Below are 21609 nucleotides of genomic sequence, written 5' to 3' on the forward strand. Positions count from 1 at the left end.
CGGTTATGCCGAGCGTTCGAGAACCGATACCTTCCGGCTGATCCCTTCGGCCGCCGCGCGCAACGGTTCGGCAAAACGCTCGGTGTCCATTCGATACCGCGGACTCGACACACCGATCGCGGCAACTGCTTCACCAAGTCCACCGAAGATCGGGGCAGCGATACTCGATGTTCCCAGGCGAACCTCCTCGGTCTCGACCGCCAACTGCTGCGAACGAACAGCGTCGAGTTGCCTACGTAACCCGTCTTCCGAGTTCACCGTCCGATCGGTGAACTCGACAAATCCGTTGCCTGTCACCGCTCGAAAAACGGAATCCGGTGAGTACGCGAGTATCGCTTTGCCGGTTGCCGTGGCATACATCGGCAGCCGGCCAGCCACCCGCGACGGCAGGTCCACCCCGTGATGACCGGAGATCTTGTCGATGTACAGAACATCGAGGCCGTCGCGAATCGCGAGGTGAACCGTCTCCCGGGTCGCCGCGTGAAGATCCTGCACATACGTCAAGGACACCTCGCGCAGAATACGTTGACGAGGAACCAACTGCCCCAGTTCGAAGAGCCGTAACCCCAACCTGTACTTGGTTCCGACCCGTTCCAGTAGACCAAGAGACACCAGTTCACCGGCTATTCGATGCACCGTCGCCTTCGCAACGCCACTCCGATTCGCAAGTTCGGTCAGCGACAGCGCACCCGAATCCGCATCGAAGGAATCGAGTATCAGGCGCGCTTTCCCCAGCAACGAATGCATCGCCGAGCGCCTCCAGTACACAGAATGTGGTCCACCCAGCGGACCAAGTCTGCTCCAGTCTACTGAGGCATCAGATCTCCGCGCCCACGAATTGGCTGTTGTACAGACGGAAGTACGCGCCGCGGGATTCGAGCAGAGCCTCATGGCTCCCCTGCTCCACGATCCGGCCTTCCTCCATCACCACGATCAGGTTCGCATCACGAATTGTCGAAAGACGGTGCGCGATGACAAAGCTGGTTCGGTCGTTGCGCAGAACCGCGGTGGCGCTCTGGACCAGCAGTTCGGTGCGCGTGTCCACCGAACTGGTCGCCTCGTCGAGGATCAGGATGGACGGCTGCGAGATGAAGGCGCGGGCGATGGTGATGAGCTGCTTCTCGCCGGCACTGACGTTGCTGCCTTCCTCGTCGATGACCGTGTCGTAACCCTCAGGCAGAGAGTGCACGAACTTGTCGACGTAGCTCATCTCGGCCGCGCGACGAATCTCCTCGTCGGTGGCACCAGGCTTGCCGTAGGCGATGTTCTCGCGGATGGTTCCACCGAACAGCCATGCGTCCTGCAGAACCATGCCGATCCGTGAGCGCAGATCGTCTCGCGTCATGTCGGCGATGTCGATGCCGTCCAAAGTGATTCGGCCCGAATTGAGTTCGTAGAACCGCAGGATGAGGTTGACGAGGGTGGTCTTGCCGGCGCCGGTGGGTCCGACGATCGCAACCATCTGACCCGGCTCGGCAGTCAGGGACAGATCCTCGATCAGCGGCTGTTCCGGCTTGTAACTGAAGGTGACGTTTTCGAACTTGACGCGACCCTTGTCGACCGTGGGCGACTTCGCACTCTTCGGGTCCTCCGACTGCTCCTCTTGGTCGAGCAGCGCGAAGACCCGCTCGGCCGAAGCGACGCCGGACTGCAGCAGATTGGTCATCGACGCTATCTGCGTGAGCGGCTGGGTGAACTGCCGCGAGTACTGGATGAACGCTTGCACATCGCCGAGCGTCATCGTTCCGGATGCGACGCGCATGCCACCCACCACTGCGATGGCGACGTAGTTGAGGTTGCCGAGGAACATCACGGCCGGCATGACCAGACCGGAGATGAACTGCGCCTTGAAACTCGACTCGTACAGATCCTCGTTCTGCTTGCGGAAGCGCTCCTCGACCTCCTGCTGGCGACCGAACACCTTGACCAACTCGTGGCCGCTGAATGCTTCCTCGACCTGCGCGTTGATTCCGCCGGTGCTCTTCCACTGCGCCACGAAGTGCTTCTGTGAACGCTTCGCGATAAACGCCGTCACCATGATCGACAGCGGAACAGTTGCCACCGCGATCAAGGCGAGCAGCGGTGAGATCCACAGCATCATCACCAGAATGCCCAGGACGGTCATCACCGACATGACCAACTGGCTGAGCGTCTGCTGCAAGCTCTGCGCGACGTTGTCGATATCATTGGTCACGCGTGAGAGAACATCACCGCGGGCATGGGTATCGAAGTACCGCAAGGGAAGTCGGTGAATCTTCTGCTCGACGTCCTCACGCAGACGACGAACGGTTCGCTGGACCACGATGTTGAGCAGATACGCCTGCAGCCAACTGAACAGCGACGCGCAGACGAACAGCAGCAGCACGATCATCAAGACCTTGCCGACTGCGTCGAAATCGATTCCGGTTCCAGGCACAACTGCCATGCCGGACACCATGTCGGCGAGCTGACCCTGCCCCGAAGCGCGCAATCCTTCGACAGCCTGTTCCTTGGTCGTCCCCGGCTGGAGTTGCTTGCTGACGATGCCGTCGAAGATCAGGTTGGTGGCGTTTCCCAGGATCTTCGGCGCGATCGAGGAAAGTACGACGCTTGCGGTCACCAAAGCGAAGATCAGGACGACGATCGGCTTGTCGGGGCTCAAGCGACCGAGGAGACGTTTGAGCGAAGGGCCGAAGTTCATGGCCTTCTTTGTGGGATCGCCGCCGCCGGGCGGGCCGATGGGAGGCGAGGAAGTCGGTCGATTGCTCATGATGCGTCCTGTACGGCTAGCTGAGAGGCGACGATTTCGCCGTAGGTGGGACAACTGACCACGAGTTCGTCGTGCGTGCCGATCCCCACGATGGCGCCGTCGTCGAGCACGATGATCTGATCGGCTTCCACGATGGTGGAAATACGCTGCGCGACAACGACGATGCAGGCGTCTTGCGTGACCGGCCGGAGCGCCGCACGCAGCCTCGCATCAGTAGTGAGGTCGAGTGCCGAGAAGGAATCGTCGAACAGATAGATCTGTGGCTTACGCACCAACGCTCTGGCGATGGCGAGTCTCTGACGCTGACCGCCCGATACCGTCGTACCGCCTTGTGCCACCGGTGTGTCCAAGCCTTCGGGCATGGCGCGGACGAAGTCGGCAGCTTGGGCGATCTCGAGGCACTCCCACAGCCATTCGTCGGTAGCTTCGGGGTTTCCGTAGCGGAGATTGGTGGCGACAGTGCCCGAGAACAGATACGGCTTCTGCGGGACGAGACCGATCACCGAGCAGAGCAGTTCCGTGTCGATGTCGCGGACGTCGACTCCTCCCACCGATACCGATCCGGAGGTGGAGTCGATCAAACGCGGAATCAGGTTAAGCAGAGTGGTCTTTCCCGATCCGGTGCCGCCGATGATCGCCGTCGTCTTGCCGGGTTCGGCACGGAACGTGATGTCGCGCAATACAGGTTCCTCGGCTCCGGGGAACTGGAACTGAGCGCCACGAAGTTCGACGACTCCCGGGTCCTTCAGTTCTCGGACCGGGTTCTCGGGCGGAATCACCGACGAATCCGTGTCGAGCACCTCGGAGATACGTTCGGCGCACACCGACGCACGCGGCAGCATCACCGCCATGAAGGTGGCCATCATGACGGCCATCAGGATCTGCATGATGTAGCTGAGCATCGCGGTGAGCGAGCCGATCTGCATCGAGCCCTCGTTGATCTGATGGCCACCGAACCAGATGACCGCGACGCTGGTGACATTGCTGATCAGCATCACGAGCGGGAACATCAGTGCCATGAGGCGGCCGACGCCGAGTGCAGTCTCCGTCAGCTCACGGTTGGCATCGCCGAAACGCTCTACCTCGTACGGTTCCCGTACAAACGCTCGGACGACGCGGATGCCCGTGATCTGTTCGCGAAGAACACGGTTGACGGCGTCGAGGCGGCCCTGCATGACCCTGAATCCGGGGACCATCCGGGCAATCAGGAAACCCATCGAGACTACGAGAAGCGGGACGCTGATCCCCAGGATCCAGGACAGATTCAGGTCCTGACGCAGAGCCATGATGATGCCGCCGACGCACATGATCGGCGCCATGACGAGGATGGTGCAACTCATCACGACCATCATCTGCACTTGCTGGACGTCGTTGGTGTTGCGGGTGATCAGCGAAGGCGCACCGAAGTGCCCGACCTCTCGGGCCGAAAACGTCCCGACCTGATGCAGCACCGAAGCCCGGAGATCGCGTCCGACGCCCATGGCGACTCGCGCACCGAAGAAGACGGCACCCACCGAGCACAGGATCTGCGTGAGCGTGACCATCAGCATCATCCCGCCGGTGGAGAGGATGTAGCCGGTGTCGCCTTTCGTCACGCCGTTGTCGATGATGTCGGCGTTGAGACTCGGAAGGTAAAGGGCCGCCATAGTCGAAATAAACTGCAGGACGACAACGCCCGTGAGTTCACCCCGGTACGGCGTCAGATAAGTGCGCAGCAGCCTGATCAGCATAGTGAGCGAAGGTTACCAATCCTGGCCGACATGTGCCGCTGGATATTTCGATACACAAAAACTGCTGTGCGCCTTTATTAACCGCGGGGGGTTAATAAAGGCGCACAGCAGAGATCAAGCAGATGCGGACTGAAGCTCCGCTTCCTTTTCTTCACGGAGGGCCTTGCTGAGCTTCTCGCCCTCGATGTCGACGTTCGGCAGAATCTTGTCCAGCCACTTCGGCAACCACCACGCCTTGTCGCCGAGCAGTGCCATGACGGACGGGATGATCACCATGCGCACGATGAAGGCGTCGAAGAACACCGCCGCGGCAAGCGCGAAGCCGATCGACTTGATGAACGAGTTCGGTTCCGCGATGAAGGCACCGAACACGGAGATCATGATGACCGCAGCCGCACTGACGACCCGGGCGCCATGGTTGAAGCCGATGGTCACGGCCTCCTTCGCGCTCGCGCCGTGGACGTACTCCTCACGCATACGCGTCACGAGGAACACCTGGTAGTCCATCGCGAGTCCGAACACCACACCGATCAGGAAGATCGGCATGAAACTCACGAGTGGTTGCGGGTTCGAGATGATGCCCAACCAACCGTGCTGGAAGATCGCCACCGTCGCACCGAATGTCGCGAGCACGCTGAGCAGGAAGCCGAGCGTCGCCGTCAGCGGAACCAGGATCGAACGGAACACCAAGAGCAACAAGATGAATGCAAGGCCGACGACGACGGCCAGGTAGGGCACCAATGCATCCTTCAGCGTGTCCGAAACGTCGCCTTCGAGTGCGGTCTGACCGGTGATGCCGTAGCTGACGCCGATCGAATCGTTGAGTCCGCCTTCGGCTCCACGAAGGCTGGACACCAGATCCATCGTGGCGGGGTCGGTCGGACCACTCTTCGGAGTGATCAGTACCTGCGCGGTGTCGCCGGCCTCGTTGACCCCGACGACCTGTGCGTTCTGGACGTCATCGAAGCTCGAGATGGTCGAGACGACCTCCGCAAAGGCCTCCCCGGCGGGAACGCTGGCCCCCTTCGCGTCGACAACGGCGATGAGCGGTCCGTTGCGACCGTCACCGAAGCCCTCGTCGATCAGGTCGTATGCCTGACGCGCACTGGTCGCCGGGTCACCGGTGGCCTCCGACGGCAGTGCCAGGCTCAATCCCGTTGCGGGCAGAGCCAATGCGCCCAGAAGCACTACTCCACCGATCAGCGGCACGAGCGGACGACGGACGACGGCACTGATGAAGCGCAGAGCCAACTTCGGCTTGCCCGAATCTTCGTCTTCGGACTCCTCAGCGCGCTTGCTGAGGAAGGGAATCTTGCCGGCAAAAGCCTTGCGTCCGAACATACCCAGGATCGCAGGCAGCAAGGTCAAGGCGATCAGAACCGCGATCAGCACGGTAAAGGCCGCTGCCGCACCCATATCGGAGAGGAACGGGATGCCGACGACGCGCAATGCAACCAGCGCGATGATGACCGTCAAACCAGCGAATACCACTGCGGAACCGGCGGTTCCGACGGCGCGACCTGCTGCTTCGGCACGGTTGTCGGTAAGGGTGAGCTCATGCCTGAACCTGGACATGATGAACAGCGAGTAGTCGATCGCCACGGCCAGACCGATCATGATCGCCAACGTCGGAGTCATCGAACTGAGATCCATGAATCCGGTGGCAACCGTGATTCCGAGGCTGCCGATAGCGATACCGATGATCGCGGTGAGGAGCGGAAGCCCCGCGGCCACAAGCGAACCGAACGTGATGGCCAGAACGACTGCGGCAACGGCGATACCGATCAGCTCGGTGACACCACCGGGCATCTCCGCTTCCTGAGCAGCAGAACCACTGACCTGGACGTTGAGTCCCTCGGCCCGACCGACATCGGCTGCGGAGTTGATCGAATCACGCAACGCCTGATCGAGATCGGCGAAGTCACCGCTGAACGGAACCTCGACGTACCCGACTGTGCCGTCGGCACTGAGCGGCGACAACGCACGCGCGTCGTCCACGGCCTGTGTCTCGGAAGTTCCAGCCGCAGCAGCCTTTTCCTTGAACATCGCAACCATGGAGTCGTTGCCGGTAACCGGATTGACCAACGCCTTCGCGGCCTGTTCCGGAGTGGCAGTCGCCGGGTCCACCTTGGCAGAGTCGGCGACCTTGTCGATGCCACGAATACTCGCGAGCATCTCGTCCATGGCCTTGACGTTCGCCGGATCGGCCAGCGTCGTGCCTGCCGGAGCTTGCACTACGTATCGCGCGCTCAGCGAATCCATTGGATTGGGCGCGTCGGGAAAACGCTCCGCCATCAGGTCTTGCGCCTGCTGCGCCGGGGTTCCCGGAATGGAGAACGAATCCTTGGTGGGGCCGGACAGAGTCGCTGCCCCGACGCCCATCAGGACCAGGATTATCAGCCAAACGCTGAGGACCGCGCCTTTTCGCCGGTAGGCGAACTTGCCGATCCGATAAAGATAGGTGGCCACGACGGGCTCCTTGCTGTTTCGGTGCGTGTACGTGGACAGGTATTACGTGTGGGGCTCAGAGACGAGACATCTCAGGGACGCGACATCTCAGGGGTAGGCGGCGGCGCGGGCAGCCCGGCACGAATCTGCCGAAAAGCGTCGTGAACCAACTCTTCCGGACTGGAAGCCTCCGACTTTCCGCCAGTCCAGACGTCGATCACCGATTTCGCGGCTCCGCCCACCGCTCCCAGGAGGAGCGTCGGGTACAGGTCCTTCTCGGCGTCGGTACCGGTGCGTTCCGCCAATGCCTGAACGACTGCACGGTTGATCCGCTGATGCATGTCTGCGGCATCCCGGTAGAGCGCGGGACTCGAATCCGACAGCAGCCAGATACTTGCCTTCTCACTCCCACTCGGACCTGAGTCGTTCACGATTTCGACCACAAGTTCTTCGAGGACGTCGAGAATTGGTTCGTCCGCGGGCCGTGACGCAAGCGCCTCGATCCACAAAGTCACCGATTCCTCGAAACTGGCGAGCACTGCCTCCTCCTTGCTGGAGAAGTAGTTGTGGAACGTCCTCGTCGACACTCCGGCCTCGGAGGCGATTGCGTCAGCGGTGACGCATTCGATCCCCAGCGCACGAGCGAGCCGTGCTGCCGCGCCGCTGAGTGCGGCACGGGTTGCTGCCTTCTTGCGGTCACGAAGGCCTTGTTCGATGATCACCCCAACACGGTACCGAACTTGCAGAGCTCTGCAACTTTGCAGAGGTCTGCAATATTGTGCGATCGAACACACGGCACGGAAACTCGAGGCGTACCTCACACTCACGCACGGCAAATGCCTGAACAGCGCGACAGAGAGAGTTGCGAGCAACTCCGCCGCCTGACGCCGCCTGCCAAGTTGACGCGTGAATCAACATGGCCTGACATACTTTGCGGTGAATTAACCGTAATTTGCTCGGCGAAGGAATCTGATGGACCCGCTCCTGCACACCTGGCCGGTTTCGTCCACGGTGATGCTGTGGGGATCGAAGTCCGGACGAGGCTCCGTACTACGTCTCGTCCGTCTCACCATCGGGTTCTGCTCACTCAATTTCTCGATCGTGGCGTTCCTGTTTCTCCTCAGCGGAGAGGGCCCGGACGGACCGTTTGCGCGCAGTTGGCTCGTCGGCATTGCGGCCGTCAACCTGATCCCTACGATTCTCTGGTTTGTCGGCCGAATCAGAGGTTCACGCATGCTCAAGCTCTACGGACTGTGGGCGGATCTCGGAACTGCCTCGGTTCTCATCACCTTCACCAGCCATAACGCCGCCCTCTTCGGCGCGGCACTCTTTGTCGCCACCGGCGCCTACTTCACCTATTTTCTCGATTACCGCTGGTTGGCCTTCCATCTCGCCTTTGCCACGACATTTGTCATCGCCCTGACGGTGCTCGGCCTGACGAACGGCGACTACTCGACAACCAGCGTGATCGCACGCACGGACGTCGTCCTGTGTGCCGTGATCTTCATTCCGGCCACGATTCAGTTCACCTGGCGGCAATTACTCGCGCGCGCAACGGGATCCAAAGTGGATGCGCTTACCGGCCTGTTGAACCGACGAGGACTGTGGGACATGTCGGAGCGCATCTGGTCGGTCGCGTCGGCAAATCGTGCCGACATTGCTGTTGCCGTCGTCGACATCGACAAGTTCAAGGCGGTGAACGACACGTTCGGCCACGAAGTCGGTGACGCCGTCATCATCCGGACCGGAACGCGCCTGCAGGCGCATGTGAACGGTTTCGGTTACGCCGCGCGCACCGGCGGCGAGGAGTTCACCGTTGTGATGATCGGTACTCCGTACGGACTTCGCAAACGAATCGCGACGCTCCCCAAAGCCGTGGTGAACGCCTCCGACGACCCCCTGGCCACGGTCAGCGTCGGCGCAGCGACGCTACCTTTCATCCCACATCAGGAAGAGTTCGACTACAACGAGTTCTCCCGAGCAATCGTTGCGGCCGATCATCTGATGTACGACGCAAAATCCGCGGGAGGCAACACCGCGAACACTGCTCCTATGGCAGTTCCGCGTCGACGGGCACACTGAAACCGGGCTGTATCAGCGCCGATTCCACGCCTCGGGATCTGCCGTCAGTTCGTGAATGAACTCGGGCAACTCTCCACCTGCAACATCGGTGAGTGTGACATTTTCGAGCACAGCACGGAGGTTGACTCGCACTGCAATCCACACCTCCTTGAGGGGCGTTGCCGGTCCCCCGTAGTCGACGTCTTCCGGTCGCTGACCCCGAATCGAAGCCAGCGGTCCCTCGACAGCTCGTATGACGTCGGCAATCGTGATCTCGTCCGCGGACCGAGCGAGCCAGTATCCCCCGTCCGGGCCTCGACGGCTGTTGACCAAGCCGCCGCGCCGCAGGTCCGAGAGCACCGCTTCCAGGAACTTGTGGGGTATTACCTGGGATTTGGCGAGAAACTCGGCCTTGGCCGGGTCAGGACCAACTGCCGCGAGCTCGACCAGAGTCCGCACGGCGTAGTCCACCTTCGCGGTGATATGCACCGGCAATTCCTACCATCGTTCTATGAATAGTCGCAACAAACCTGCGAGTTCTTCGCCGCAAAGGGTTCCCTGACGTTACATTTTGATGCATGATGTAACGATCAGAGCTAGAGAACAGGACAAATCGCGTGTGGGAAACCCTTCTCGAATCATGGAAGTCACTGCTCGAACCGCTCCATGATCCCGTTACGCTCGCAATCCCCGCGTTTGTCATCTTCCTCGCAATCGAATGGTTCGCGGCCCGTGCGCTCGAAGATCATCCCGACGACGCCGACGGACGCGCACGGCCGGCACAGGGCGGCTACCGAAGCGCCGACGCCAGAACCAGCGTTCTACTCGGACTCGTGTCGATCGCAACGAGCACCTTCTGGAAAGTGCTGGCGCTGATCGGCTATTCCGCAATCTGGGTGTATCTCGCTCCGTGGCACCTCTCGCCGACTGCCTGGTACACCTGGGTGATCCTGCTGCTCGGAATCGACGTCCTCTATTACGCGTATCACCGCATCGCACACCGAGTTCGAGTCATCTGGGCCACACACCAGGCTCACCATTCGAGCGAGTACTTCAATTTCAGCACCGCACTGCGACAGAAGTGGAACAACAGCGGTGAGATCATCATGTGGTTGCCGTTGCCGTTCCTCGGGATCCCGCCGTGGATGGTGTTCGTCGGCTTCTCCGTCAGCCTCGTCTACCAGTTCTTCGTCCACACCGAACGTGTCGGAAAACTCTGGCGGCCCATCGAATTCATCTTCAACACGCCGTCACACCATCGCGTCCACCACGGCTCCGACGCCGAGTACCTCGACCGCAACTACGCCGGAATCCTCATCATCTGGGACCGGATGTTCGGAACCTTCGCAGCCGAAACCCACCGCCCCACCTACGGACTCACGACGCCGGTCGGAACGTACAACATCTGGAAGCTCCAAACGCGCGAATATGCTGCCATTGCTCGCGATTGGAAGGCGTCGACATCGTGGCGGCAGCGAGCCGGCTACGTGTTCGGCCCGCCCGGCTGGGCGCCGAAAGCCGAGGTCACTTCAGCAGAATCCACAGCCCCGTCGCACTGAGCAGGAGCAGAGCGACCGCGAGAGTTGCTCCCATACCCAAAGCGGGCGTTGCCTTTTCGGCCGAAAACTGGGCCAACCGCCTGGGCCGCGACCGACGTTCGTAGACCGTCACCGCGACGACGAGCACGGCAGCGACGGACGGGCCGATCAGGGCCACCGACCCGAACGGCGGCAACCATCTCAGACAGGCGGCAGACAAGCCGAGGATCGACAGACTCGTACGCACGAACGAGAGCGATGTGCGCTCGGACTGCAAGCCCTTGTCCGGAGGCTTGACACCTTCCGACGGTTCCAGCGCGGTCAATCAGTTCACGACCTCGACCACCAGGACGGTCGCGCAGATCACCAGCACGATGCCGACGACCGGCGCCATGAGCGGCACCGGCAACGAGCGCTCAGTTCGCAGTGCACGCTCGGCGCTGATCCAGTGGACAAAGGAAGTGATTGCGATCAGAGCACCGCCGACGAGCAACAACGCGGCCAAGCCGGATCGAACCGTCGGATTGAGAATGTCGCCGCCGAACGCTTCGAGTCCGACGCCCGACGCGACGAAGGCCGTTGCAGTGCGGATCCAAGCCAGATATGTCCGCTCATTGGCGAGCGTGAACCGTGGATCGGGGTCTTCGCCCGTTCGGAACGGTCTCCACCGGGGCATCACCTGTTCATTCCGTCCGGGCAGAGATCGCACACTGCCTTCGGAACGGACAAGAAGAAAGGAAGGTCATGTCCTTAATCTTCCCTGCCCGCCCCGAAGCAGTGCGAATCGGGTGGACGTAATTCAGCTCGCGGCGAGTGAGACCAGGAAGTCCACCGAACCGCTGCCGTCGACGGTGACGAAACCGAGGGACGGAGGCTCGACTCCGAAATCGGTCCAGGTGACCGGAATCGAGCCCGATGCGATCAGCGAATCACCCGAATGCAGCACGGTCATGTCGACCGACACCGGCTTGGACTGACCCTTGAGCGTCAGCGTTCCTGACACCGTGACCGTCGCCGTTGTTCCGTCCGTCGGTACAGCAGACAAGTCCACCGGCGAGTCGATCGTGAACGTCGCCGTCGGATACGTGCTGGTATCCATCACATTGCCCGTGAACTGGCCGTCGCGCCGATCCGAGTCGGTCTTGATGCTTGCCACCTGCACCGTTACTTCGCCGGAAGTGAGCTTTTCACCCTCGACAACCGCGTTTCCGCTCACCTCGCCAGTGGTTCCGACGACGGTCACACTCGATCCGTTGAGAATCTCGTGCACGGTGTACCCAGCTGCCGTCTGGTTGTCCCCCTGCCCGGCGACGACGGTCCATTGCCCGTCGATCGATCCGGACGCCGCCTCCGCGCCCTCAGTGGACACCACGGCCGCCGGTGCATCGTCTTCAGCGATGAACTTCCCGTACGCCCACGGCCCCACGAGCAGGGCGAGTACGACCACAACTACTGCTCCGCCGATCCACCAGATCTTTTTCATGGGCTCGACGATAGTTGCAGCTTCAACAGTTGTCAGGACTTACGACCTGGGAGAACCCTGTGAAAGTGCTCCACGAACACCGAAGGGTGAGCCGCGCCTACAGCCATTAGTAATCATTTGGTAAAGTCGACTGTGCATTCCGGCCCCCAGCCTGGAATGCCTGGGCCGTGCGCATCGAATCATGCATCGATCCCGATGCGCACGGTCTGCCCGAAACACGAATCACACCGATCGAGGGAGCTCGCGATGGCGGACCTGACGCTCCTGACCGACGACGAGTTACGCGAGCGTCGGATCGCCCTCAGTCGATCCCTCACTACCGCAGCAGATTTGATCCCCACCCCGCCACCCTCGTTCTTCGAGAAGCTGAAGCAGGACATCGATGCCGCCGCTGCAGAGTGGATCGCCCGCCGCTCCTGAACTTCGTCAACCTGGGAATGTCCACCGGAGGACGGCCCCTCCCCCATAAGACTGAGTGCGGCTTCCGGTCTCCTCCGAAGTCCAGCGCTGTCCTCGTCCGAATGACGGATTTCTGCTCAATCCGAACGATTGTTTCTCGATTGCGGAATAGGTTCACGACGACGGATCCGCCCGGCGGCCGATCAGGTCTGTGTGTCGAACCCTCTCAGCCTCGACATGCATGGACGCGGGCTTCGACCTGGCCGGTCGTCCGATGGTCCAGTCGGAGCGTGTCCGTCCCCGACAGTCGGCAGCATCCGGGACCCATCCACAAAAAAGCTCCCCACCTGCGTGAACAGGTGGGGAGCTTTGGCGGTGGCGGAGGGATTTGAACCCTCGGACGGGGGTTACCCGTCACACGCTTTCGAGGCGTGCTCCTTAGGCCGCTCGGACACGCCACCGCTGGTGACTTTACCGGATGGAGTGCCCGTGGCTGAAATCGCCAGGTGGAGCGGTATTACGTGAGCTTGTCCTTGATGCTGGAAGCGGCGTCCTTGACCTTCTCGCCTGCATCCTTGACGGCCGATTTCACCTGGTCGCCCTTGCCTTCGTTTTCGAGGTCCCGGTCACCGGTAGCGCTGCCAGCAGCTTCCTTGGCCTTGCCCCCGAGGTCTTCGGCCTTGTTCTGAGCCTTGTCTGCGATTCCCATGAGTACTCCTCTGTGAACGCGAACGAATCGCCTTCCGACGATCCGCCGATGCCCTGACGGCATCTGCCTCCACCATGCCCTCGATTGATGGATCCGGCTACCCGAGTGTGCGATCACTCTCGATGGGGAATACCGAATTCAGGCCCGCTGCTCGCGGAAGAAATCTTCCAAAAGCCCAGCGCATTCGTCCTCGAGGACCCCGCCGCGCACCTGCGGCCGATAGGTCAATCTTTTATCTCGAACTACGTCCCATAATGATCCGACGGCTCCGGTTTTCGGCTCCCACGCCCCGAAAACGACCCGAGAAACCCGGGCGAGGACCAGAGCGCCCGCACACATCGTGCATGGCTCGAGGGTCACGGCAAGCGTCGCACCTTCCAGGCGCCAGCCGTCACCGTAGGTTTTTGCGGCAGCACGCAACGCGAGGATTTCGGCGTGCGCGGTCGGATCGGACGACGCTTCCCTGGCATTGGAGGCCCGAGCAACTTCGACGCCGTCTGCGTCGAACACCACTGCCCCGACCGGGACGTCTGCGTCGGAGGCGGAACGTGCGGCCACGATGGCCGCACGGATCATGCGCTGATCGTCAGCGAGAGTCATCTAGCGCGGGAGCTTGTCGAGCGCTGCGCCGAACTCGGATGCGAACCCGAGTCGCTGCGCGATCATCCCCAACTGCTCGTCCGGATAGAGATCGGTCTCGGCCGCGATGACGGCGAGCACGGGTTCCGGCAGGCCCAGATCGGCCAGCACGGACAGATCGCCCTCTTCCCAGGGTTCGACATCGTCGAGGTCGTCCGGGTCGATGTCGGGGATCTCGATGTGCAAGGCGTCGAGGACGTCGGCTGCGATGTCGTAGTCGATGGCGGCGGTCGCGTCGGAAATCAGCAACTGCGTGCCCGACGGCGCCGGACGCAACACGATGAAGAACTCGTCGTCGACGTCGAGAAGACCGAAGACGGCACCCGAACTTCGCAGCTCACGCAGCTGCGTTTCGGCGGCCGAGAGCGAGGTCAACGCGTCGGGCGTCAGTGCCTTGACCGTCCAACGCCCCTCTTCACGGACCACCGCGACACCGAAGCCTTCAAGCTCCTCCGACTGGTTCGAAGAGGCGCTCTTGTTACCCGCGCGCTGTGCACCCATGGCGCAACGGTAGCCCGCCTGGTGCCAGTGAGTGAAGTCCGAGCATCGATGTGCCAACCTGAACTCGTGTCTGCGATCGATTCCGCCCCACCAGTCTGCGTTCTCGGCCTCGGATTGATCGGCGGTTCGCTACTTCGCGCCGCCGTCCGATCCGGCCGCCGGGCGTGGGGTTACAACCGTTCCAGCGAGTCCGCCGACGCGGCCCGAGCCGACGGTTTCGACGCCGACACCGATCTGGTTTCAGTGCTGCAGAGAGCAAGCGAAAGCGGCGCGATCATTGTGATCGCCGTGCCGATGCCTGCCGTCGACGCCACCTTGGAGGCAATCGCCGCGCATGCGCCCGACAATCCGATCACGGACGTCGTCAGCGTCAAGGGTGAAGTGAAGGCCGCGGTCGAACGAGCGGGCTTGAGCGCCAAGTTCGTGGGCGGTCATCCGATGGCGGGGACGTCAGCTTCGGGTTGGGCGGTCGGGGATGCCGATCTGTTCGTCGACGCGGTGTGGGTCGTTGCCACCGACGAGGGCGTCGACGCAGACGTGTGGTCGCAGGTCGCCGACCTTGCACTCGACTGCGGCTCGGTCGTCGTGCCGGCCGAATCTCTGGAACACGATCGAGCAGTCGCGCGAATCTCGCATCTGCCTCACCTGCTCGCGGAAACGCTTGCGATCACCGGAGCTGCCGGAGGCGAACTGGCTCTCGGGCTGGCTGCCGGATCATTTCGCGACGGCACTCGCGTGGCCGGGAGCGCTCCTGGCCTGGTGCGGGCGATGTGCGAGGGCAACCGCGACGCCCTGCTGGTCGCGCTGGACGAGGCGCTCGACCTTTTGCAGGGTGCACGTACCGATCTGCTCGACAACGGCTCGACGGCACGATTGGTGGACGCAGGGTTCGCGGCGCGCGGCGCCTACGAGTCGCACGAGCGGTGGGACATCGAAGACGTTCAGGCCGGAGAACCCGACTGGATCAACCGGATGCGAGACGCCGGTCGACGCGGCGGCGTCATCCGGCGATCCGCAACCTAGAACTACGAAACCTGGAGATACGAAACCTAGATACGAGTTGCCAGACCCGGGTAGTCGAGGACAAAGCCTTCGGCATCGACGGACAACGTCGAGCTGGACACCGGGGACAGCACACTGATTCCGTCGGCGCCGGAGCTGTAGGTGATGGTCGCACCCTCGACGCGCAGGTCGAGAAGGTTTACGTAGACGACCGGCACCTCGGCGTCTTCGATGTCGTTCTGCAAGCCGACGCGGCGGATGGGCAGCGTGTTGAAGAACGGGCTGAGGATCACGTCGACATCGAGTGCGCCATCGAACGCAGAGCGCTGGTGACTGGCGCCGTTCTCGACCATCCAGGTGCCTTCTTCGTCCCGGCTGATCGACATCTGACGCTCACCGGCGGCCAGGGCGGTCCGCACGGACAACCGGCGGGTGATGCCGGCCTCGTCGGTGACCAGGTCGTACGACGCGCTGAATGCCGGGTGCTCACTGCAGGCTCCACCGATGATCCGGCCGGAAGCCTTGATGCGATTTCCGTTCAGCTGCACACGAACAGACTCCATACGAGGAGCGTTGTGGGCCTGCCAGGTCAATACCGCGGGCCAGGACGCGTCACCGGAAGGTTGGATGCTCACCCGACCACGGTAATGGACGAACGGGCACGGAGCACCGCTGGTTCGGGTTATTGCTTCGATCAGGGACCTTTTCGGGACTTCGATCGGCCCCGAAGATCTCGATGTAAGGCGTTTCACAACGGTTCTTCCGTAAGGAGCACGCCGCGGACCGAATAGTTGGCAAACGGTGTCGGAGTTCTCGAGTACCGTGCTTCTAGGTCGGTTCGTGAGGAAGGGTGCTGTGACGTCGTCGCGGAGCATGGTGGGTTTGTTTGCCGGTATCGGTGGTCTCGAGTTGGGGCTCTCGGAACATGGGTGGAACACCGAACTGCTGTGTGAAATCGATCCGGGCGCGCAGGCAGTTCTCCGTTCGCGTTTCGCCGACGTGCCGTTGCACGGTGACGTCACCAAACTTCGCGCGCTGCCCAGTGACATCGAATTGGTGGCCGCCGGTTTCCCCTGCCAGGACCTCTCTCAGGCCGGCAAAACGGCAGGCATCACCGGCGCACGCTCAGGCCTGGTGGACGAGGTGTTCCGTCTGGTCAAGCGTAAGAGGGGCCCGCGCTGGCTGTTGATCGAGAACGTTCCGTTCATGCTCCAGCTCGGCAAGGGCGCCGCCATGCGGCACATCACCGACGCCCTCGAAGACCTCGGATACACCTGGGCGTACCGGGTGGTCGACGCCCGCGCCTTCGGACTCCCCCAGCGTCGCCAGCGAGTCATCATGCTTGCCTCGCGCACAGATGATCCCCGCGAAATCCTGTTCGGCCAGGACGCCGGCGAGCGCCTGGGTGGCGATCCCGCGGACTACCCCTGCGGCTTCTACTGGACCGAAGGCACTCGCGGTCTCGGATGGGCCGTCAATGCCGTGCCGACGCTCAAGGGCGGCTCGTCCGTCGGCATCCCCAGTCAGCCGGCAGTCCGGTTGCCGTCAGGTGAGATCGTCACTCCCGGTCTAGTCGATGCCGAGCGACTGCAGGGTTTCGATCCCGACTGGACGCTGCCGTCCGTCGAGGTTCCCGGCCTACGCCACAGCCATCGCTGGAAGCTCGTCGGCAATGCCGTGAGCGTGCGGATGGCGTCGTGGGTCGGTGGCCGGTTGAGCGATCCCATCGAATACGACGCCGCGGGCGAGACGCCACTCGAACCGGGCGACGCCTGGCCGAGTGCGGCCTGGGGCCGTAACCGCCAGGCCTTCCGCGTCCATACCTCGACCTGGCCGGTCCAGTACGACTACGAGGATCTGAGCGGCTTCCTCGAAGACACGCGGTTGCTGTCGGCTCGGGCCACCGCCGGCTTCCTCAAGCGCGCACGCATGGGTAATCTTCGGTTCATCCCCGGTTTCATCGAGGACGTCGAAAGCCATCTCGAGCGGATGGGCGGATACCCCGAGGCCGCAGCATGACGGACTCGCTGTTCCCCGAACCTGAAACGCTGTTTTCCGAACCGGAACACGAACCACTGTGGAGTGCACTGCAACTCGCGGGCGACAAGCCCCCGGCCGACGCCGATCGCGGCGAGAAGAAGAACTACGCCCAGCGACTGTCCAATCAACTGGCACAGACGGTGGCCGACGCTCTGCGTCCGCTGTATCCCAACATCACCCCGACGGCGTCCGGTGAAGGCCAGGAGGCAACAGTCGATGTCGCCAAGGGCCGAAAGCGCTTGGACGTCAAGGCACTCGACCCCACTCTCGGCCTGATCCTCTGCGTCTCCATCAAGACGTACAACTTCCAGGACTACAGTCCCCGCAGCGGCAAGCTGGGACGGTGGACCAAGAACATCGTCCGCAACGACCACGAATTGCGTGGCGAGGCAATGGTTCTGCATCAGCGTCAGCCGTACAGCGTGTTGGTCGCCGTCATGTTCGAGCCGTACGCCACGTGCGACGACGGCGACCCGACCAAGACCAGCGACACCGGCAAATCCTCTTTTGCACACCACGTCACGACGCTCTCGAAGCGCTCGGGCCGAGGCAAGCGCGCGGTGGTCGGCGTTCCGGGAAAGGCCTGGGTGGATCTCGGCGCCGAGGACACCCGCTACGACCTCTTCGAGAAGGTCTACATCGGACTCTACGAACCCGATGGCGCAGTTCGGTTCTTCGACGTCGACGAGCCGCCGCCGCGCAACGGACGCCCCACCGAAGCTCAGACGCTCTCGTTCACCGACTTCGTGACCGTCGTGCACGGTGAAGTGGAGCGTCGCAACAGGTTTGCGCCCACCTGGTCCGATCCCGAAGACAGCGAAGATTCCGACGGCTGAGGGAACCACGGTGCCTGCGACGGATCCTGCCACCAGCGCTCGGATGAGCGCTCAGCGTCGGCGCGACACCAAACCCGAAATCGCACTTCGACGCGAGCTGCATCGACGCGGACTCCGGTACTTCGTGGATCGGGCGCCTGTCAAAGGTGTTCGCCGACGGGCCGATCTGGTATTTCCACGCCGCAAAGTCGCGGTGTTCGTGGACGGATGCTTCTGGCACAGCTGCCCGCAGCATGCGACGTTGCCCAAGAACAACGCGCAGTGGTGGACGGACAAGTTGGCCGCCAACGTGGTTCGAGACCGCGACACCGATGCACGTCTGGCAGAGCAGGGTTGGACCGTCATCCGCATCTGGGAGCACGAAGATCCGCTGGTAGCGGCCGAACGCGTCCAGAAAGCCCTGCTCGGTCCGTAAGCTCGATTTCGTGAAGGAACGCAACGTTGCGCGGTGGGGTTTGGTGGCTGCGCTGGCTCTGGGCGGAATCGTCTACTCGTCGTGGATTCTCGAATTCTTCCTGGACACCGGCCTCGACCCGGTGACATCGTTCCTCAGCGAACTCGATGCCGAGAACCAGAAATACCGCGATGTCTTCGGTAACGCCGATGTCCTGTCCGCAATCTTGATGTTGATCTCCGGAGCGCTGGGCCTGCTGATCACGCCCCGGCGAAGGCTCTACGTCACGGGCTGGATTGCGCTGGCAGTGTTCGGCATCGCGACCATCGCCGACGCGTCGTTCCCCCTCGAATGCTCGGGCGAGGGTTGCCCGTCGAGCGCACCCGACGGTCTACTTCCGCAGCTCCACCATGTTCACGCGTTGACGAGCAGCGTGGCGGTCTTCGCGATCTTCACCGCGATGATCGCATTCACCGTGGGAGCGTTCAGGTATCGCGAGCACCCTTCTTTGCGGACGACGGGTCTGACCATTCTGATCCTGACTTCCCTTGCGACGGTGTGGATGTTGACGACCAACAGCATCGAAGTCTCCGGCGGCGGTAATCTCGGACTGGGTATCGCTCAACGTGCGCAGGTGCTGGGAATGTCGTTGTGGTTGTGCACCCTGGCATTTGCGATGTCGAGGCCGCCATCCACCGGGCTCCCGGCGTCGCCGCGCTGACAGGTTTTCCGGCAAGCGATTCGGGCGATCCTGGAACTACAACTGAAAATGGCTGCCCCGAACTAGCGAAGGTGTGCCCATGTCTCTCGCGTCGTCGTTCTTCGCCCATCCGCACCAGGCGTTCACTGCTGGTTTCTATCGCAACGAGTCCTTCGACTTCGAGCTACGAGTCGTTCTCGGGCAAGCCACCTTCGGCGCGGCAGACACCGGCGAAGTGCTCTCGGCCATCGCTCACGTCGGCGAGAAGGACCTCGAAGGCTGGTACGAGGCCTGGTTCGACCTCGGTACACGGGTATTCGGGCAGGCCGTAGAGGCAGCCGAGGCCGGGCATTCGCGAAGCGCGTCCAACGCGTACCTGCGGGCGGCGTCGTACTTCGGTGTGGCGATCAACGCCGTCGACGGTCTCAGCGACGATTCGGTTCTGGTCCCCACTTTCAAACGTCACCGACAGGCGTGGGACCGCTTCGTCGACACCACCGCCCAGCCCGTCGAACGCGTCCGGATCCCTTACGAGGACACCTACCTGCCCGGGTACTTCTTCCGGCCGCCCGGGGACGTGCGACGGCCGACGTTGATCATGGTGAACGGTAGCGACGGCCCGATCAGCGGGCTGTGGGGCAGCGGCGGTGCCGGGGCGCTCGAGCGGGGCTACAACGTGTTGATGTTCGACGGTCCCGGTCAGCAGTCGATGCTCTTCGAGCGCAACATCCCGTTCCGTCACGACTGGGAAGCCGTCATCACGCCCGTCGTCGACTATCTCGTGGACCGGCCGGACGTCGATGCGTCGAAGCTGGCGATGTACGGGATCAGTCAGGGCGGGTACTGGGTGCCGCAGTCGTTGGCGTTCGAGCATCGGATCGCGGCAGCGATCGCCGATCCGGGGGTCGTGGACGTGGCCGCGTCGTGGCTCGCCCACATCCCCAAGAACATGCAGAAGCTACTCGACGAGGGGAAGTCGGAGGCCTTCGACCGCGACATGGCGATGGGGATGAAATTCTCGAAGGACAGCGCCCGAATCTGGCGTTTCCGAGCGCGTCCGTATCTCGCCGACGGCTACTACAACACTCTCGCCGAGGTTCGGAAGTACCACCTCGAACACGTCGCCGGCTCGATCTCCACTCCCCTGCTCATCACCGATCCGGAAGGCGAGCAATTCTGGCCCGGTCAATCCAAGCGGCTTGCCGCCCTATCCGGCGGACCGACGACGGTGGTTCCCTTCACCGCTGCCGAGGGCGCGAACTTCCACTGCCAGCCCATGGCGAGGCGTCTGACTGATCAGCGGATGTTCGACTGGCTCGACGAGCAGTTGGATCTCTGAATCAGGACACTTTCTCATTCTTCGTCAACCACTCTTTCGGAGGCGTCGGCCGGAGAAGGATCGGATAACTCGAAACACTGCCAAATGCAATCTATTCCGACGTGACATCCACTTTGAGCACAAAACACTGTGCAAATTAGCCACTTCGAAACCGACCGCGAATCAGGTCCATCGTGTAGGACAAAGCTGCGGTAACGGGGAGCCTGAATCAAAGCTTCAGCGAATGTACTTGTACCACTGCGGGCAGCCGTACTGCGTCAGGTGGGTGACCGCTAAGGCGGCCTTTTCGAAGTCAACGGGACGAAAATTCAACGTCTGACCTAGAACTGCATATTCGAAGCCGCGGTCACCACCCAACTCATCCCAGTCCGCGCACACCTCGTTGGCCCGTTCCTGCAGCCACTGAACACTTTCGTACGGCAAGGCATCTTGGTCGAACTGCTTGATCATCCTGCTCAAGGTGTCTTCGGGTGTCATGGTTGCGGTCGTCGCCCGAGGCGTGGATTCAACCACTTGCACCTTGGTGTCGCCGTATTCAGGACAGTACGACTTCGCTGCGGCTTTGATTATTACTGTGTTCTGGGCGGAACTGTAGACCCCGGCGCGATCGGACTGCTGCTGCAATATGGTCAGCGCATCTGCAATTGTCTGGCCACCCGAGACCGCTCGTTCGATCAGCTCGCACATACCTTTCCCAACATTGATCGCGACTTCCTCGCTGGCGAAAGGTACCTCAGCGACATAAACCTCACGCAGGTAGCTTTTGTCCGCAGACTCGGGTATCGCAGTGGGTGAGCTGCATCCCACGATAAGCCCAATGCTGCATAGGCCCCACGCGGCAACGATCTGAATTCTGCGTCCAAAACGTCGATGCGTTCGAACCGGTAGGGCATTGTTTGTCCACACATTTCGAAACATCGCAATGCAGACATCTCCCGTTACCTGCGCCGCCGATCCGATAACAGCCGACTGCTCTCCCTATTCCTTCTCGAAAAATTTCTTCTGGAAAAAGATCGTCGTCCCAATGCACCAACTGAAGGC

At 62.0% G+C, this 21609-nt stretch carries 23 protein-coding genes and 1 tRNA gene; 9 read left to right on the forward strand and 15 right to left on the reverse strand.

Annotated features, from left to right (window positions below; genetic code table 11):
- Positions 1-3: 3 nt before the first annotated feature.
- The 5 genes from G4D79_RS03510 to G4D79_RS03530 all read right to left on the reverse strand — a co-directional run bounded on the left by G4D79_RS03510 (position 4) and on the right by G4D79_RS03530 (position 7649).
- Positions 4-747, reverse strand: a complete 744-nt coding sequence (locus G4D79_RS03510; RefSeq protein WP_007731643.1) for an IclR family transcriptional regulator — start codon at positions 745-747, stop codon at positions 4-6.
- Positions 748-817: 70 nt separating this feature from the next.
- On the reverse strand, positions 818-2749 hold the full coding sequence (locus G4D79_RS03515; protein ID WP_003943946.1) for an ABC transporter ATP-binding protein: 1932 nt from the start codon (positions 2747-2749) through the stop codon (positions 818-820).
- On the reverse strand, positions 2746-4479 hold the full coding sequence (locus G4D79_RS03520; protein WP_003943950.1) for an ABC transporter ATP-binding protein: 1734 nt from the start codon (positions 4477-4479) through the stop codon (positions 2746-2748). The genes G4D79_RS03515 and G4D79_RS03520 overlap by 4 nt, the downstream gene beginning before the upstream one ends.
- A gap of 114 nt (positions 4480-4593) precedes the next feature.
- Positions 4594-6948 (reverse strand): MMPL family transporter, encoded by a 2355-nt coding sequence (locus G4D79_RS03525; RefSeq protein ID WP_099696788.1) that lies wholly within the window; start codon positions 6946-6948, stop codon positions 4594-4596.
- 71 nt (positions 6949-7019) lie between these two features.
- Entirely contained in the window at positions 7020-7649 is a 630-nt protein-coding gene (locus G4D79_RS03530) for a TetR/AcrR family transcriptional regulator (protein ID WP_081557229.1), read from the reverse strand.
- Positions 7650-7899: 250 nt separating this feature from the next.
- Between G4D79_RS03530 and G4D79_RS03535 the strand changes: the two genes are divergently transcribed.
- Positions 7900-9009, forward strand: coding sequence for a GGDEF domain-containing protein (locus G4D79_RS03535; protein ID WP_020968182.1), 1110 nt, complete (start codon positions 7900-7902; stop codon positions 9007-9009).
- Positions 9010-9021: 12 nt separating this feature from the next.
- Here the strand turns inward: G4D79_RS03535 and G4D79_RS03540 are convergent, their stop codons facing one another.
- Positions 9022-9477, reverse strand: coding sequence for an Rrf2 family transcriptional regulator (locus G4D79_RS03540; protein ID WP_003943908.1), 456 nt, complete (start codon positions 9475-9477; stop codon positions 9022-9024).
- A 128-nt stretch (positions 9478-9605) separates the two neighbouring features.
- Here G4D79_RS03540 and G4D79_RS03545 point away from each other — a divergent pair, with 128 nt between their 5' ends.
- Positions 9606-10547: a sterol desaturase family protein gene (locus tag G4D79_RS03545; RefSeq protein ID WP_047271543.1), complete on the forward strand. Its 942-nt coding sequence runs from the start codon at positions 9606-9608 to the stop codon at positions 10545-10547.
- On the opposite strand, the gene G4D79_RS03550 is transcribed toward G4D79_RS03545, so the two are convergent.
- The 3 genes from G4D79_RS03550 to G4D79_RS03560 all read right to left on the reverse strand — a co-directional run bounded on the left by G4D79_RS03550 (position 10513) and on the right by G4D79_RS03560 (position 12009).
- The gene (locus G4D79_RS03550) at positions 10513-10851 is read right to left on the reverse strand and encodes a DUF202 domain-containing protein (protein WP_003943794.1); all 339 of its coding nucleotides are present in this window, start codon (positions 10849-10851) and stop codon (positions 10513-10515) included. The genes G4D79_RS03545 and G4D79_RS03550 overlap by 35 nt on opposite strands.
- A complete protein-coding gene (locus tag G4D79_RS03555) occupies positions 10852-11202 on the reverse strand; it encodes a YidH family protein (protein WP_003943804.1) in 351 nt (116 codons plus the stop codon).
- A gap of 123 nt (positions 11203-11325) precedes the next feature.
- Complete coding sequence (locus G4D79_RS03560) at positions 11326-12009, reverse strand: YceI family protein (protein ID WP_003943876.1); 684 nt, start codon at positions 12007-12009, stop codon at positions 11326-11328.
- A 246-nt stretch (positions 12010-12255) separates the two neighbouring features.
- Here G4D79_RS03560 and G4D79_RS03565 point away from each other — a divergent pair, with 246 nt between their 5' ends.
- Positions 12256-12429: a hypothetical protein gene (locus G4D79_RS03565; RefSeq protein WP_003943953.1), complete on the forward strand. Its 174-nt coding sequence runs from the start codon at positions 12256-12258 to the stop codon at positions 12427-12429.
- A gap of 349 nt (positions 12430-12778) precedes the next feature.
- On the opposite strand, the gene G4D79_RS03570 is transcribed toward G4D79_RS03565, so the two are convergent.
- The 4 genes from G4D79_RS03570 to G4D79_RS03585 form a co-directional block, all read right to left on the reverse strand.
- A tRNA-Ser gene (locus G4D79_RS03570) sits at positions 12779-12869 on the reverse strand.
- A 56-nt stretch (positions 12870-12925) separates the two neighbouring features.
- Positions 12926-13117, reverse strand: coding sequence for a CsbD family protein (locus G4D79_RS03575; RefSeq protein WP_003943869.1), 192 nt, complete (start codon positions 13115-13117; stop codon positions 12926-12928).
- A 138-nt stretch (positions 13118-13255) separates the two neighbouring features.
- Positions 13256-13717: a nucleoside deaminase gene (locus G4D79_RS03580; RefSeq protein WP_003943976.1), complete on the reverse strand. Its 462-nt coding sequence runs from the start codon at positions 13715-13717 to the stop codon at positions 13256-13258.
- Positions 13718-14257 (reverse strand): tRNA adenosine deaminase-associated protein, encoded by a 540-nt coding sequence (locus tag G4D79_RS03585; protein ID WP_003943823.1) that lies wholly within the window; start codon positions 14255-14257, stop codon positions 13718-13720.
- Positions 14258-14305: 48 nt separating this feature from the next.
- Between G4D79_RS03585 and G4D79_RS03590 the strand changes: the two genes are divergently transcribed.
- Entirely contained in the window at positions 14306-15280 is a 975-nt protein-coding gene (locus tag G4D79_RS03590) for a prephenate dehydrogenase (protein ID WP_030535747.1), read from the forward strand.
- A 26-nt stretch (positions 15281-15306) separates the two neighbouring features.
- Here the strand turns inward: G4D79_RS03590 and G4D79_RS03595 are convergent, their stop codons facing one another.
- Complete coding sequence (locus tag G4D79_RS03595) at positions 15307-15894, reverse strand: putative glycolipid-binding domain-containing protein (protein ID WP_080712702.1); 588 nt, start codon at positions 15892-15894, stop codon at positions 15307-15309.
- A gap of 238 nt (positions 15895-16132) precedes the next feature.
- On the opposite strand from G4D79_RS03595, the gene G4D79_RS03600 reads away from it, so the two are divergent.
- From G4D79_RS03600 to G4D79_RS03620, 5 genes are all read left to right on the forward strand, one after another.
- Positions 16133-17278 carry a DNA cytosine methyltransferase gene (locus G4D79_RS03600; protein ID WP_178377331.1) on the forward strand — a complete coding sequence of 382 codons (1146 nt, stop codon included), beginning with the start codon at positions 16133-16135 and terminating at the stop codon, positions 17276-17278.
- A complete protein-coding gene (locus G4D79_RS03605) occupies positions 17275-18135 on the forward strand; it encodes a hypothetical protein (protein ID WP_003943911.1) in 861 nt (286 codons plus the stop codon). Before G4D79_RS03600 ends, G4D79_RS03605 begins: the two co-directional genes overlap by 4 nt.
- A 10-nt stretch (positions 18136-18145) precedes the next feature.
- A complete protein-coding gene (locus tag G4D79_RS03610) occupies positions 18146-18550 on the forward strand; it encodes a very short patch repair endonuclease (RefSeq protein ID WP_099696789.1) in 405 nt (134 codons plus the stop codon).
- Between the two features lie 10 nt (positions 18551-18560).
- Entirely contained in the window at positions 18561-19250 is a 690-nt protein-coding gene (locus tag G4D79_RS03615; RefSeq protein WP_007731663.1) for a DUF998 domain-containing protein, read from the forward strand.
- A gap of 79 nt (positions 19251-19329) precedes the next feature.
- On the forward strand, positions 19330-20568 hold the full coding sequence (locus G4D79_RS03620) for a S9 family peptidase (RefSeq protein WP_099696790.1): 1239 nt from the start codon (positions 19330-19332) through the stop codon (positions 20566-20568).
- Positions 20569-20784: 216 nt separating this feature from the next.
- Here the strand turns inward: G4D79_RS03620 and G4D79_RS03625 are convergent, their stop codons facing one another.
- Positions 20785-21486 (reverse strand): DUF732 domain-containing protein, encoded by a 702-nt coding sequence (locus G4D79_RS03625; RefSeq protein WP_007731665.1) that lies wholly within the window; start codon positions 21484-21486, stop codon positions 20785-20787.
- Positions 21487-21609: the final 123 nt, after the last annotated feature.

Origin of the sequence: Rhodococcus sp. WY5 (assembly GCF_018588185.1) — a bacterium.
In the GTDB taxonomy this organism is placed as follows: Bacteria; Actinomycetota; Actinomycetes; order Mycobacteriales; family Mycobacteriaceae; genus Rhodococcus_F; species Rhodococcus_F qingshengii.

Bases quoted from the DNA above. Each gene is read 5' to 3' on its own strand.
- G4D79_RS03575 (WP_003943869.1), bottom strand. From the start codon at position 13,117: ATGGGAATCGCAGACAAGGCTCAGAACAAGGCCGAAGACCTCGGGGGC.
- G4D79_RS03510 (WP_007731643.1), bottom strand. From the start codon at position 747: ATGCATTCGTTGCTGGGGAAAGCGCGCCTGATACTCGATTCCTTCGAT.
- G4D79_RS03600 (WP_178377331.1), top strand. From the start codon at position 16,133: ATGGTGGGTTTGTTTGCCGGTATCGGTGGTCTCGAGTTGGGGCTCTCG.
- G4D79_RS03560 (WP_003943876.1), bottom strand. From the start codon at position 12,009: ATGAAAAAGATCTGGTGGATCGGCGGAGCAGTAGTTGTGGTCGTACTC.
- G4D79_RS03585 (WP_003943823.1), bottom strand. From the start codon at position 14,257: ATGGGTGCACAGCGCGCGGGTAACAAGAGCGCCTCTTCGAACCAGTCG.
- G4D79_RS03515 (WP_003943946.1), bottom strand. From the start codon at position 2,749: ATGAGCAATCGACCGACTTCCTCGCCTCCCATCGGCCCGCCCGGCGGC.
- G4D79_RS03565 (WP_003943953.1), top strand. From the start codon at position 12,256: ATGGCGGACCTGACGCTCCTGACCGACGACGAGTTACGCGAGCGTCGG.
- G4D79_RS03605 (WP_003943911.1), top strand. From the start codon at position 17,275: ATGACGGACTCGCTGTTCCCCGAACCTGAAACGCTGTTTTCCGAACCG.
- G4D79_RS03535 (WP_020968182.1), top strand. From the start codon at position 7,900: ATGGACCCGCTCCTGCACACCTGGCCGGTTTCGTCCACGGTGATGCTG.
- G4D79_RS03625 (WP_007731665.1), bottom strand. From the start codon at position 21,486: ATGTTTCGAAATGTGTGGACAAACAATGCCCTACCGGTTCGAACGCAT.
- G4D79_RS03580 (WP_003943976.1), bottom strand. From the start codon at position 13,717: ATGACTCTCGCTGACGATCAGCGCATGATCCGTGCGGCCATCGTGGCC.
- G4D79_RS03555 (WP_003943804.1), bottom strand. From the start codon at position 11,202: ATGCCCCGGTGGAGACCGTTCCGAACGGGCGAAGACCCCGATCCACGG.
- G4D79_RS03520 (WP_003943950.1), bottom strand. From the start codon at position 4,479: ATGCTGATCAGGCTGCTGCGCACTTATCTGACGCCGTACCGGGGTGAA.
- G4D79_RS03620 (WP_099696790.1), top strand. From the start codon at position 19,330: ATGTCTCTCGCGTCGTCGTTCTTCGCCCATCCGCACCAGGCGTTCACT.
- G4D79_RS03590 (WP_030535747.1), top strand. From the start codon at position 14,306: ATGTGCCAACCTGAACTCGTGTCTGCGATCGATTCCGCCCCACCAGTC.